A 12,303-nucleotide genomic window follows, 5' to 3' on the forward strand; every position below is an offset into this window, starting at 1 on the left:
GGTTATAAAGTTTTAATTTTTTCTCTTATTTCTTCAGGCGAGAAAGGAAGGAGACTGTCAACCGAATGTTCACAAAGTGCATTCCACAGCTCCTCATCATTGTTCAGGCGGATAATAGCTTCTGCAAAGGATTTTTCGTCATTGGCAATCAATACATTTTTTTCGTTTATAAGCTGCATGCCTTCTGCTCCAATGTCTGTAGTGACTACCGGCAGAAAATATTCAAAAGCCTGGCCTATTTTTCCTTTTACTCCGGCGCCAAATCGTAACGGAGCTACCATTATTTTTGATCTCATAAAATGATCTTCAATGCTTTCCACAAACCCCAGAAATTTAAAATTAGAATATTGTTTAAGATCAAGCTTGTCAGCTACATTCCCGATTACGCTTACTTCAAGTTCGGGGTTTATTTTCCAGACAAGAGGCATTATTTTATCATATAGGAACTTTACGGCATCAATGTTAGGCTCATGAATTGACCCGATGAAAATAATTCCCTCACTTGCTGTAAAATCTTTTCTTTCGGAAATATCAATTTTAGGCTCATGTATATTTGATATTGTGATGATCTTATTTTTATCCGCATACTGGCTCATAATTTCCTTTTCCTTATCAGAAATGGCAATAATATAATCAAGTTGAGGTGCGACAACCGTTTCAAGTCGGAAAAAATGCTTGTATTTTTTCTTTAACGAAATACGGTTTGGCTCTATTTCAATAGCCCTTTTATATCGTAAAAAATGAATGTCTACCATATCGTACATGAACTTTGCATGAGGTAAAATAGTTTTCATTTTTCTGTAAAATAAATTCAGCGCGAGTGGTCCGTTAAACCATACAAAATCTATTTTTTTAAAAGAAATAAGGAAATCATAAATGTTTTTGAATTTAATATTTTCTACAAATACAATAATGTTTTGTTGTTCATAAAACTTTACATATGTATCATCTTCAAATATATCAGGCGCAAACAAAATACAGTTATACCCAAGATTTTTGTAGATTAAAATGATTTCTTTGAGTCTGTTGGATCCAGAATCCTTATCGTGAGTGGGAAAATCTCTGGACGTAAATAAGATAGTTTTTTTAGATGGGTCGAAAGATGTAATGTTGATAATTTCCTGTGTGCCAAGAAGTTTAAGTTTTTCTTTTCTTCTGAAGTGTTTTTTTATTTTCTTTATAATTCCCATTATTAAGTTTTTTTATTGAGCCCGAAAACTTTATCCGTCCAGTGTTCCAGAGTATATCTATAATAAACCTCTTCCGGAACTTTCTCATAGGGTGTCTCAAAAAAAGATTTTTCAAGATTACTACAGGTTTCGTTTAAAACCAAAATATTCTGCGGACTATAAAAATCATAACTTTTAATAGACTCATTATCAGTAATGATTTTCTTTTCTAATGCCATGGCTTCAAAAACTCTGAAACTCAGTCCATATTGGTTTTCACGTGTAAGATCAAGCAAAGCTCGCGAATTTTTGTAATATTTGGGAAGCTTTTTATGACTTATTTTTTTTATACTGAAAATAATGTGCAGGTTTTCCGGGATTTTAATGAAAACATTTCTCAGCTGATGTTTCCAGCCTTTCTTTCCGATGACAATGATCTGGAATTTCAACTTCAATTCCAATAATCTTTTGGTTAAAAGCTTAATGAATTCCACTCGTTTGTTGTCATAAGAAGTGATGTAAAACAAGTCTATTTCCGGTTTTTGTTTCTCGCATCGGGTGAGCGGTAGATAAATGTAATTTGTTAATTTTTCGAAACCGTAACTTTCCACATCGGCAATATCGAATGAGAAAATTTTGTCGAAAAGGTTAAGTTTTTCCTTGTCAACCGAAACCCTTTCAAGACTGTCATAAAGATAAGTAATAAGACGGCCGGTATATTTTCTGATTTCCTGGAGCGTAGAAAGATCAAAAGTATCAGGATTCATTACAAGAATCTGATCCTGATATCGCAATTGCTCAAGGGAATCCGTTACAAATCTTTGTCTTTTTTCTGTCTTCAGGTTTTTATTAAGAAATATTTTGCTCACAGCATTAGTTGCCCTTTCACTAAAATTGGAGTGTGTGATATCACCTATTTTAATGTGGTGGGTATCTATGTTTCTAGAACGCAGATTTTCAACGATATATTGATCGTATCCCCAGAAATCGAAACTAATTACACAAATTTTCATCCAGTTAATGCTGCTCCTTTTTTAATGATTCATAAGTCTCAAAAACGCTTAATGACTGTAAATAAGAAAGCTGATAGCCTTCTTTTCCATCAAGGATACCTAAACGCAAAATGTATGCCTTAAAAAATTTAAAAGCTGTTTTGGAATATTGATTAATACGATTATACTTTTTTCCTTTGGCTGCCAGCTCCTGGCCTTTTAAAACTCCGTAATGGATCATTTTTGCTTTATAAGACTCATAATCATTAACAGAAAAGTGCAGAAGCTTATTTTTCATCTCGCCGATAGTTCCGTCTACGTGTAATGTTTCATGAACCTTCTTTCCGCTGATATATCTTGCTTTAGATTTTCTGAAAAATCTGAAATTCTTGTCAGTTTGAGTCCCTGAATAATGAATCGGCTTTTCTGCAAAATAAAATTTCCGGTAAAAATAATAGGCGTCTTTCTGTACGGGTTTTTCTAATTCTTCTATAATTTCTTTCTTTAAAGCCTCAGTAATCCTTTCATCACCGTCAAGAAATAAAACCCAATCGTTGGCTGCTGCATCAAGTGCCAGGTTTCTTTGTTTTGTAAAATCTTCAAATGTATTCTGAATTACCTTTACTTTAGAAAGTTTTTGCGCAATTTCTACCGTTTTGTCTGTGCTGAATGAATCTACAATGATGATTTCATCACAAAAATCAAAACATTCAAGAACTTCCCGGATGTTTTTTTCTTCATTATATGTTATGATTAAGCCACTTACCTTCATCAGCTTGTTGAGAGTATAATTATAAAATTTATCTTCAAAGATAAGTTTAATTTAAATTTTTTGCGAATCTTGATCTGTTTATTCTTAAAATTAAAAAGAATTTTATTTCATGATATTGATTTACAGTCAAAAAATAAGGGTATAACTTTGTTAGCTATACCCAATATTTGGTTTTGAAACAATATTCCAAATTATTTGCATTCCAATATGGTTTTTTCAATAATCTTCACACAGTCCAACAGCTGCTCTTCCGTGATAACCAATGGCGGGGCCAGTCTGATAATATTTCCGTGAGTTGGTTTGGCTAAAAGTCCGTTTTCTTTTAATTGTAAACAGATATTCCATGCTGTAGAGCTATCCGGAGTATCGTTGATCAAAATAGCATTCAGAAGACCTTTTCCTCTTACTTTCGTGATCAGGCCGGTCTTTTCCATTACTTTTTCAATTTCAGATCTGAATAATTTTCCAAGTTCTTCAGCTCTTTCAGATAGTTTTTCTTCCTCTACAACGTCAAGAGCCGCTACCGCTACTGCACAGGCAATAGGATTCCCACCGAATGTAGAACCGTGTTGTCCTGGTTTTATAACGGTCATAATCTCATTATTCGCTAAAACGGCCGAAACAGGATACATACCGCCGGATAATGCTTTTCCTAAAATTAAAATATCAGGCTGTACATCTTCATGATAACAGGCAATCAGTTTTCCTGTTCTCGCAATACCGGTCTGAACTTCATCAGCAATGAAAAGGACATTGTGCTTTTTGCATAATTGAGAAGCGCTTTTCAGAAAACCGTCATTCGGAACGTAGACACCGGCTTCTCCTTGAATAGGCTCAACTAAAAACGCAGCAATATTTCCCGCTTCTTTGTTAAGAACTTCTTCCAATGCAACAATATCATTATAAGGGATTTTAATAAAACCGGGTGTAAAAGGACCGTAATTCTGGTTGGCATCCGGATCGTTTGAGAACGAAACAATTGTCGTAGTTCTTCCGTGGAAATTATTTTCACAGACAATTATTTTCGCTGCGTTTTCAGAAATACCTTTTACTTCGTAGCTCCATTTTCTGGCTAATTTTACCGCTGTTTCCACAGCTTCAGCCCCGGAGTTCATGGGTAAAACTTTATCAAAACCGAAAAGAGTGGTAATTTTTTGTTCGTATTCTCCCAGTTTTGAATTGTAGAAAGCTCTTGATGTTAAAGCCAGTTTTTTAGCCTGTTCTACTAAAGCATTTACAATTTTTGGGTGCGAATGTCCCTGGTTAACAGCGGAATAAGCAGAAAGAAAATCATAATACTTCTTGCCTTCCACGTCCCATACAAAAACACCTTCTCCTTTGTCTAAAACTACAGGAAGCGGATGATAATTGTGAGCGCCGTGCTTGTCTTCAAGGTCAATAAAATATTGTGAATCTTTAAGTGTTTCTGCTGTTGACATAAATTTTGATTTATCGCAAATGTAAACATTAAAAACGAGATTGCTAAACAGAAGCCTCTTGTTGAAAAAGAATTGAATTCAGGAACTTTTAAGCATATTGGGAAAGCGAATCAGAAAATATTTCTTACTCAAATAATCTGTTATAGTTATTCTATCTTTAAAAAAGCGGATTTTAATGTTTGTTAATTTATAATATTGGGATCAACTTTGTCAAAATTCTGAACTTTGACAAAGTTTATAAAAAAACCGCTCAAAAAGAGCGGTTTACAAATTATATATAAAATCATCTTAATGATTGTCATATTTTCTGTCCATCACAAAATCTTCCATGAATTTTGTTGTATAGTTTCCTGAAAGATAATCTTCATTATCCATCAGTTGTCTGTGGAAAGGAATGGTGGTTTTTACTCCTTCAATATAAAATTCTTCCAACGCTCTTCTCATTTTTGCAATCGCTTCTTCACGCGTTTGAGCCGTAGTGATTAATTTTGCAATCATTGAGTCGTAGTTAGAAGGAATGGTATATCCTGAATAAACATGTGTATCAACTCTTACACCGTGACCGCCAGGAATATTTAATCCAGTGATTTTTCCAGGAGACGGTCGGAAATCTGCGTAAGGATCTTCCGCATTGATTCTACATTCGATGGAATGTAATTTAGGATAATAATTGATTCCTGAAATTGGTGTTCCGGCTGCCAAAAGAATCTGTTCTCTGATCAGGTCATAATCAATCACCTGTTCAGTAATAGGGTGTTCTACCTGGATTCTCGTGTTCATTTCCATGAAATAGAAATTTCTGTGCTTGTCAACCAAGAATTCGATAGTTCCTACTCCTTCGTATCCGATGAATTCTGCAGCTTTTACAGCAGCTTCACCCATTTTCTCGCGAAGTTCGTCTGTCATGAAAGGAGAAGGAGTTTCTTCCGTTAGTTTTTGATTTCTTCTCTGTACCGAACAGTCTCTTTCAGACAGGTGGCAGGCTTTACCGAATTGGTCACCCGCAACCTGGATTTCAATATGTCTAGGCTCTTCAATCAGTTTTTCCATATACATACCTCCGTTCCCGAATGCTGCTACAGCTTCCTGAATTGCAGATTCCCAATGATCTTTAAGATCTTCAGCTTTCCAAACGGCTCTCATTCCTTTTCCACCACCACCTGCAGTCGCTTTGATCATTACAGGATATCCTGTTTCTTCAGCTACTTTTACAGCATGCTCGTAGGATTCGATCAAACCGTCAGAACCAGGTACACAAGGTACGCCGGCAGCTTTCATCGTAGCTTTAGCGTTTGCTTTATCTCCCATTTTTTCAATCTGTTCAGGAGAAGCACCGATAAATTTGATACCGTTTTTCTGGCAGATTCTTGAGAAATTGGCATTTTCAGATAAGAATCCGTAACCCGGGTGGATAGCATCTGCGTTTGTAATTTCCGCAGCGGCAATAATGTTAGGAATTTTAAGGTATGAATCTTTACTCATTGCAGGACCTATACAAACCGCTTCATCAGCAAATCTTACGTGAAGACTGTCTTTATCCGCAGTTGAATAAACCGCAACAGTTTTGATCCCCATTTCTTTGCAAGTACGTAAAATACGCATTGCAATTTCGCCACGATTGGCTATTAATATTTTTTTGAACATCTTCTTTAATTTGAAAATTAGATAATTTGAAAATTAGACATGAGTACGAAACTTAAAAGTTAGCTATCTAACTTCTATCTTCTAACTTCTAACTTCTAACTAAATTATGATGGATCTACTAAGAATAAAGGTTGGTCGTATTCTACAGGCGTAGCATCATCAACTAAAATCTTAACGATTTTTCCGCTTACTTCAGATTCAATCTGGTTGAATAATTTCATGGCTTCAATAACGCAAACTACTTTTCCGTTAGAAACTTCGTCACCTACATTTACAAACACGTCTTTATCCGGAGATGGCTTTCTGTAGAAAGTGCCGATCATTGGAGATTTGATTGTTACATATTTACTATCATCAGATGCTGCTTCAGTACTTTGTGCAGGCACAGCCAGAGTTGCAGCCGGTGCTGGCGCAGCAGCCATCTGTTGAGGCGCAGTGTGATAAACTGCAGGTTGTGCATAAGCAACTTCACTACCAGCTAATGGAGTTTTAATAGTGATTTCGAAATCTTTAGTTTTGTACTTTACCTCAGAAACTTCTGCTTTAGACACAAACTTGATAAGATTTTGTATGTCTTTAATGTCCATAAATTTGATATTTGATTTTGGGTCAAAGATACCAAAAAATCGTAAAAAACAACAAAAAACCGCCAAATTTTATCAAAATCGGGCGGTTTTTGTATGAAAACGAGTGTTTTTCAGTGAAAAGCGACTCTTAATTTTCTTCAGTAGTTGCTACTTCTTTTTCCAATACTACTTTACCTCTGTAGTAAAGTTTTCCTTCATGCCAGTGAGCTCTGTGGTATAGGTGAAGCTCTCCTGTTGTTGCATCTTTAGCCAATTGAGGAACTACAGCTTTATAGTGAGTTCTTCTCTTATCTCTTCTTGTAGACGACTGTCTTCTCTTTGGATGTGCCATTTTCTAATAACTTTTTTAATTGATGAGCGATGAGATTCATCATCTCATCATTAAACTATTTAATTTTTATTCTTTAAATTTTTTAATGCGTCCCATCTCGGGTCGCTTTCAGGTTCTTCTTCTTCCTTATTTTCTTTAGGGCTGAACTTTTCAAGAATGGCAAGATCTTCATCGCTGACATTCGGCGATATTTTTTTCATCGGAATAGAAAGTGCAACGTTTTCATAAATCAGCTGTGCTATGTTGAAAGCGTGATCATTGGAAGGAATGGTAATAACGTCTTCCTCGCTGTCGTCATATTCTTCTCCGAATTTTACCAAAACCCTGATTTCATTTTCGATGGGATGGTCGAAATTTTCGGTTGTGATATCACAAACCAATTCTACCGTGCCATTTACTTTGATCTCAAACTCCAGAAACGTAGTGTGTTTATCTAAAAAAACATCTACTGAAATTCTGGGATTCGTAAATTCCTGTTCAGTATCAAATAATTGAAAGAACTCCTTATCTATCTCAAACCTGAACTCGTGCTTGCCGGTTTTTAGTCCGGAAAAGCTTACGTCATAGTTTCTTAACTTGTCCATAAAATGAGTGTGCAAAAATATGCAATTTTTTTATAATAACAAAAAATTCTAAAACAAATTAATTTAAAATCTTTATGCCTCAGATTCGTCCGGCAAATCTTCATCTATTCCGTTGTCTACAACCATTCTTTTAGGTTGCAGTCGGTTGGTCATCAAATCGTTGTATTCACTTCTGTTCCTGAAAATGGCAATAGCTGTGAATATGGCTTCTGTAAAACTCTGCTCATCAGCAATATTTTTACCTGCAATATCATATGCCGTTCCGTGATCGGGGGACGTTCTTATGAAAGGAAGTCCTGCTGTATAATTTACACCTTCTTCATAAGCTAAAGTTTTAAAAGGAGCTAAGCCCTGATCGTGGTACATGGCTAAAACGGCATCAAAACTTTTATATTTTCCCGGCTGGAAAAAACTGTCGGCAGGGAAAGGTCCGAACGCCAGAATTCCATTGTCTGAAAGTTCCTTGATGGCCGGTGCGATAATCTCAATTTCTTCTTTTCCGATTACACCGCCGTCACCTGCGTGTGGATTTAGCCCTAAAACGGCGATCTTTGGTCTTGAAATGTTAAAATCTTCAATTAAAGTTTGATTTAAAACCCGGATCTGCTTCTTAATTTTTTCTTTAGAAATATTTTCGGCAACTTGAGCAATAGGGATATGATGTGTCAATACAGCAACTTTTAAATCCTCCGTTACCAGAAACATCAGCCCTTTTTTGTTGAATTTTTCTTCAAAATATCCGGTATGACCTGCATGCTTAAATCCCATTTTTACCATTTCATCTTTATTGATGGGTGCGGTAACGAGAACGTCGATTTCTCCTTTTAGCAAAGCTTCCGTCGCTGCCTCAAGAGAATCAATAGCCATTTTAGTAGATTCTTCCGTTGGTGTACCAAGCTCCACAGTAGAGTTTTCCTTTACCAGATTCACCATATTTAGCTTGCCGGCCTGCGCCTGTGATGCTTCATTAATATAATTGAAGTTTACATTCAGTTTCAGAATGTTTTTCTGATAAGTAAATAATTTTCCCGAACCAAAAATGACAGGAGTGAAAAAATCTGTAATTGTTTTCTCTGAAAGGGATTTCATGATGATTTCGGGACCGATGCCGTTGAAATCTCCTATTGAAATTCCTACTCGTACTTTATGGTTTTTTGGGTTCATTTTGATTATCTTTGAAGATTAATAAACTACAAATTTAGCAAAAAATAATATGTTCACAGGAATTATTGAAGCAGTTGGAACAATTGAAAAAATAGAGACATCCGGAAGTAACATTGATTTTACCCTGACGTGTCCTTTTACCCAGGAACTTAAAATTGATCAGAGTCTTGCTCATAACGGCTGCTGTCTGACTGTTGTGAAAACAGAAGGCGACCGATACGTTGTGACAGCCATTAATGAAACCCTTGAAAAAACAAATCTTGGGAAATGGGAAGTAGGAACGGTTGTCAATCTGGAGCGTTGCATGAAAATGGACGGAAGGCTGGACGGACACATCGTTCAGGGACACGTTGATAAAACAGGTGAAGTTGTGAGCATTGAAAATAAAGACGGAAGTTATTTTATTACCATGTCGTATGAAAATGACGGAAATTTTGTAACCGTTCCTCAGGGATCTATCACTGTAAACGGTATCAGCCTTACTGTTGCAAAAAGCGAAGACAATCTGTTTTCTGTTGCCATTATCCCTTATACATGGGAATTTACCAACATGAAATATTTAAAAAAAGGAGATAAAGTTAATTTAGAATTCGATATAATTGGTAAGTATATTGCTAGGTTAATTAAAAAACAGAATGTCAATTAGTATGTATAAAGGATATAGCTTAAGAAACCGTGTCTTTTTCGGATTCTTACTGGTATGTCTTTTGAGTGTAGTGGCTTCTTCTCTGGTTCCTTATTTTGTTTTAAGGGAAAATTCTGTGACTAAAAGCAGGATTGATATGCAGGAGAAAACGGGTGCGGTCATACGTTTTTTGGATTATGCCGTGAGTATGAAACATACGGAAACCAAAGATCTCCCCATACTTTTGGACAATAAGATTTTTGAAATTGCAGATATCAACCAGCATGATATTATTTTATATGATTTAAAAGGGAATTATTTACTTTCAAATAAAGAGGAAAGCCTTGTTGAGCAGAAAAAGGTTCCTATCAATATCATCAATAAAATACTTTCTACGAAAGCCAGAGTAGATATCAAGGGATATGATGCGTCCAAAGATGCTGTATTTACGTCTTCCTATCTGTTGTTGAAAAATAATGATCTTGAGCCGATCGCTATTGTCTATATTCCATTGTATCACAACGAATCGGCTTATTTTGACGTTCTTAATATTTATGTGAAATATATCATTCTGGTCGATATTTTTCTTATTTTATTCAGTGTGTGGTTCAGCTGGGTGATGTCTAATAATCTGGCCAAAAATATTACCAAGTTCTCTGATATGATTACCCGTATCACCTTATTTGAAAATGAAATGAGGCCAATCAGGTATTATAAAAATGATGAATTAAATGCACTTGCGAGAGCTTACAACAGAATGATTCTTCAGATTCAGGATCAGAAAGAACGGTTGCGCTTCAAAGCATCTGAGGAGGCGTGGAGAGAAATGGCCAAACAGGTAGCCCATGAAGTGAAAAATCCGCTTACGCCCATGAAATTGACGATTCAGAATTTTGAACGAAAATTTGATCCGGAAGATCCGAATATAAGGGAAAAAGTAAAACAGATGAGCAAAACGGTGGTCGATCAGATTGATCTTATTGCCACTGTCGCTTCGGCTTTTTCCGAGTTTGCCAAACTACCTGAGAAGAATAATGAAATCATCAATCTGAATAACGAAGTCGAGGATATTCTCCGTGTATTCAATGATGAAAGTGTTTTTATGCATTCCAACAAAAGCAATATTATGATTAATATGGACAAAATTTATCTGTCCAGAATTATCACAAATCTTGTTACCAATGCAAAACAGGCGGAAAGTGAGGAAAGAAAACTGATTGTCAATGTAGATGTAGAGCAGCATCAGAGAAGGGTAATGATTTCCGTTCAGGATAACGGGGTAGGTATTCCTGAAAACATTTACGAGAGAATTTTTGAGCCTAATTTTACTTCTAAAAACAGCGGGATGGGACTTGGCTTATCAATGGTAAGAAAAATGGTAGAAGATTATAAAGGAGAAATCAACGTAAAATCTGAAGTCGGAAAAGGATCAACATTTACGATTACGTTACCGACAAATTTATAGTGAAGCCTTTTACATTTAAACAGTTTAATATTCAGCAGTCGAAAGATGTTTTTCGGGTGGGAACTGATGGGGTCCTTTTGGGCGCTTTGGCCAATGTTGATCATGCTCTTAATATTCTGGAAATAGGAACGGGAACGGGTTTGATATCCTTGATGCTGGCTCAGAGAAATGATAATGCCTGTTTTTTGGGAATTGATATCAATGAAGAAGCTGTACGGCTTACAAGAATTAATTTTGATCACTCTTCATTCAGGTCAAGATTAAAAAACACACAATCCGATTTTAAAGATTTTGTAACAGAAAAAAGATTTGATCTCATTGTATCTAATCCTCCTTATTTCGAGGTGTCAGATTCTGAAAAAGATAAGATCGCAAGACAGAATGTAGAGCTGAATTTCCAGCAGTTGATTTCAAAATCCTCACAACTTCTTTCTGAAAAAGGACTTTTCTCTGTCATAATTCCTGCTGAAGCCGGCAATGATTTTGTTAAAATTGCCGATGAAAATAATCTGTCTCTTATCCGGAAAATTAACATTAAAGGCATTGAAAATTCAAAAGTAAGAAGGCTTATCCTGGAATTTTCTTTAATTGAAAGCTTTCTGGAAGAATCTGAATTTATCATAGAAAAAAGTCCGAGACAATACTCGGACCAATATCTTGAACTCACCAAAGAGTTTCATGTTTTTCGTAAAGAAAACATTTATTTGAAAAATTGAGTTAAATCAGCCTTAATTAAAATCCTATTTTATTTTAAAGTAACTCTTAACTTCTTAAATGTTCTTAATGGTTAAAAATTACTCAAATAATTCAGCAGTATCCAAAACGGAAACTTTTCCGTCTTCACATCTGATCGCTTCTCCCGGAAAGTTCTGAATCATATGATAATCATGAGTTGCCATTACTACGGCTGCTCCGTTTTCTAAAGCAACCTGTTTTAATAAAGTCATAATTTCATTGGATGTTTCAGGATCGAGATTTCCTGTGGGCTCATCTGCTAAAATTAAGTCAGGATGATTAAGTAAAGCTCTTGCAATAGCAATACGCTGTTGCTCTCCACCGGAAAGTTCATGAGGCATTTTATGTTTCTTGCTTTTCATGTTTACACTTCCCAAAACTTCATTGATGCGGTCTTCCATTTTTGCCTTGTCATTCCATCCTGTTGCTTCAAGTACGAATTTCAGATTTTTTTCAACTGTTCTGTCGGAAAGCAGCTGGAAATCCTGGAAAACAATTCCTAATTTTCTTCTCAGGTTCGGAACGTCGGAAGCTCTCAATTTGTCAAGTTCAAAGCCGACAACAGCTCCATGCCCTGATGCTAAAGGAATATGCCCGTACAAGGTTTTCAGTAATGAACTTTTTCCGGAACCTGTTTTTCCGATAAGATAGCAGAATCTTCCTTTCTTGATATTTAGATTTACATCAGAAAGTACAGTGAAGTTTTTCTGTGCAATCTTGGCATGCTGCAGGCTGATGATGTTGTCTCCGGCAATATTTGTATGTGGCATAATTCGGTTTTAAAGTACTTTTTCTA

At 35.8% G+C, this 12,303-nt stretch carries 13 protein-coding genes; 3 read left to right on the plus strand and 10 right to left on the minus strand.

What is annotated here, in order from left to right; translation table 11 throughout:
- Window positions 1-2: 2 nt before the first annotated feature.
- The 9 genes from ACWNCI_RS16645 to pdxA all read right to left on the minus strand — a co-directional run bounded on the left by ACWNCI_RS16645 (window position 3) and on the right by pdxA (window position 8,682).
- Window positions 3-1,190 carry a glycosyltransferase gene (locus ACWNCI_RS16645; protein WP_449389149.1) on the minus strand — a complete coding sequence of 396 codons (1,188 nt, stop codon included), beginning with the start codon at window positions 1,188-1,190 and terminating at the stop codon, window positions 3-5.
- 2 nt (window positions 1,191-1,192) lie between these two features.
- The gene (locus ACWNCI_RS16650) at window positions 1,193-2,182 is read right to left on the minus strand and encodes a glycosyltransferase family protein (RefSeq protein ID WP_449389150.1); all 990 of its coding nucleotides are present in this window, start codon (window positions 2,180-2,182) and stop codon (window positions 1,193-1,195) included.
- A 4-nt stretch (window positions 2,183-2,186) separates the two neighbouring features.
- Window positions 2,187-2,933, minus strand: a complete 747-nt coding sequence (locus ACWNCI_RS16655; protein WP_449389151.1) for a glycosyltransferase family 2 protein — start codon at window positions 2,931-2,933, stop codon at window positions 2,187-2,189.
- A 191-nt stretch (window positions 2,934-3,124) separates the two neighbouring features.
- Window positions 3,125-4,372 carry an ornithine--oxo-acid transaminase gene (rocD, locus tag ACWNCI_RS16660; protein ID WP_449389152.1) on the minus strand — a complete coding sequence of 416 codons (1,248 nt, stop codon included), beginning with the start codon at window positions 4,370-4,372 and terminating at the stop codon, window positions 3,125-3,127.
- A gap of 288 nt (window positions 4,373-4,660) precedes the next feature.
- Window positions 4,661-6,016: an acetyl-CoA carboxylase biotin carboxylase subunit gene (gene accC, locus ACWNCI_RS16665; RefSeq protein WP_346983309.1), complete on the minus strand. Its 1,356-nt coding sequence runs from the start codon at window positions 6,014-6,016 to the stop codon at window positions 4,661-4,663.
- A 104-nt stretch (window positions 6,017-6,120) separates the two neighbouring features.
- The gene (gene accB, locus ACWNCI_RS16670; RefSeq protein ID WP_449389153.1) at window positions 6,121-6,603 is read right to left on the minus strand and encodes an acetyl-CoA carboxylase biotin carboxyl carrier protein; all 483 of its coding nucleotides are present in this window, start codon (window positions 6,601-6,603) and stop codon (window positions 6,121-6,123) included.
- 127 nt (window positions 6,604-6,730) lie between these two features.
- Window positions 6,731-6,934 carry a 50S ribosomal protein L32 gene (gene rpmF, locus ACWNCI_RS16675; RefSeq protein ID WP_007843326.1) on the minus strand — a complete coding sequence of 68 codons (204 nt, stop codon included), beginning with the start codon at window positions 6,932-6,934 and terminating at the stop codon, window positions 6,731-6,733.
- Between the two features lie 59 nt (window positions 6,935-6,993).
- Window positions 6,994-7,518, minus strand: a complete 525-nt coding sequence (locus ACWNCI_RS16680) for a YceD family protein (RefSeq protein ID WP_449389154.1) — start codon at window positions 7,516-7,518, stop codon at window positions 6,994-6,996.
- Window positions 7,519-7,590: 72 nt separating this feature from the next.
- Window positions 7,591-8,682 carry a 4-hydroxythreonine-4-phosphate dehydrogenase PdxA gene (gene pdxA, locus ACWNCI_RS16685; protein WP_042722584.1) on the minus strand — a complete coding sequence of 364 codons (1,092 nt, stop codon included), beginning with the start codon at window positions 8,680-8,682 and terminating at the stop codon, window positions 7,591-7,593.
- Between the two features lie 49 nt (window positions 8,683-8,731).
- Between pdxA and ACWNCI_RS16690 the strand changes: the two genes are divergently transcribed.
- Genes ACWNCI_RS16690 through ACWNCI_RS16700 form a run of 3 tightly spaced genes read left to right on the plus strand, consistent with a single transcriptional unit; the run spans window position 8,732 to window position 11,488 of the window.
- Window positions 8,732-9,328 (plus strand): riboflavin synthase, encoded by a 597-nt coding sequence (locus ACWNCI_RS16690; RefSeq protein ID WP_449389155.1) that lies wholly within the window; start codon window positions 8,732-8,734, stop codon window positions 9,326-9,328.
- Window positions 9,318-10,772 (plus strand): HAMP domain-containing sensor histidine kinase, encoded by a 1,455-nt coding sequence (locus tag ACWNCI_RS16695; RefSeq protein ID WP_346983305.1) that lies wholly within the window; start codon window positions 9,318-9,320, stop codon window positions 10,770-10,772. Before ACWNCI_RS16690 ends, ACWNCI_RS16695 begins: the two co-directional genes overlap by 11 nt.
- On the plus strand, window positions 10,772-11,488 hold the full coding sequence (locus ACWNCI_RS16700; protein WP_449389156.1) for a tRNA1(Val) (adenine(37)-N6)-methyltransferase: 717 nt from the start codon (window positions 10,772-10,774) through the stop codon (window positions 11,486-11,488). Before ACWNCI_RS16695 ends, ACWNCI_RS16700 begins: the two co-directional genes overlap by 1 nt.
- A 78-nt stretch (window positions 11,489-11,566) precedes the next feature.
- On the opposite strand, the gene ACWNCI_RS16705 is transcribed toward ACWNCI_RS16700, so the two are convergent.
- Window positions 11,567-12,277, minus strand: a complete 711-nt coding sequence (locus ACWNCI_RS16705; RefSeq protein WP_346983303.1) for a cell division ATP-binding protein FtsE — start codon at window positions 12,275-12,277, stop codon at window positions 11,567-11,569.
- Window positions 12,278-12,303 lie beyond the last annotated feature (26 nt).

It is taken from the genome of Chryseobacterium lineare (genome assembly GCF_977014045.1).

What these genes read in the sequence shown, in the direction of transcription:
- ACWNCI_RS16655 (WP_449389151.1), bottom strand. Translation starts at nt 2,933, where the DNA reads ATGAAGGTAAGTGGCTTAATCATAACATATAATGAAGAAAAAAACATC.
- accC (WP_346983309.1), bottom strand. Translation starts at nt 6,016, where the DNA reads ATGTTCAAAAAAATATTAATAGCCAATCGTGGCGAAATTGCAATGCGT.
- pdxA (WP_042722584.1), bottom strand. Translation starts at nt 8,682, where the DNA reads ATGAACCCAAAAAACCATAAAGTACGAGTAGGAATTTCAATAGGAGAT.
- ACWNCI_RS16680 (WP_449389154.1), bottom strand. Translation starts at nt 7,518, where the DNA reads ATGGACAAGTTAAGAAACTATGACGTAAGCTTTTCCGGACTAAAAACC.
- rocD (WP_449389152.1), bottom strand. Translation starts at nt 4,372, where the DNA reads ATGTCAACAGCAGAAACACTTAAAGATTCACAATATTTTATTGACCTT.
- ACWNCI_RS16690 (WP_449389155.1), top strand. Translation starts at nt 8,732, where the DNA reads ATGTTCACAGGAATTATTGAAGCAGTTGGAACAATTGAAAAAATAGAG.
- ACWNCI_RS16705 (WP_346983303.1), bottom strand. Translation starts at nt 12,277, where the DNA reads ATGCCACATACAAATATTGCCGGAGACAACATCATCAGCCTGCAGCAT.
- ACWNCI_RS16645 (WP_449389149.1), bottom strand. Translation starts at nt 1,190, where the DNA reads ATGGGAATTATAAAGAAAATAAAAAAACACTTCAGAAGAAAAGAAAAA.
- ACWNCI_RS16695 (WP_346983305.1), top strand. Translation starts at nt 9,318, where the DNA reads ATGTCAATTAGTATGTATAAAGGATATAGCTTAAGAAACCGTGTCTTT.
- rpmF (WP_007843326.1), bottom strand. Translation starts at nt 6,934, where the DNA reads ATGGCACATCCAAAGAGAAGACAGTCGTCTACAAGAAGAGATAAGAGA.
- accB (WP_449389153.1), bottom strand. Translation starts at nt 6,603, where the DNA reads ATGGACATTAAAGACATACAAAATCTTATCAAGTTTGTGTCTAAAGCA.
- ACWNCI_RS16650 (WP_449389150.1), bottom strand. Translation starts at nt 2,182, where the DNA reads ATGAAAATTTGTGTAATTAGTTTCGATTTCTGGGGATACGATCAATAT.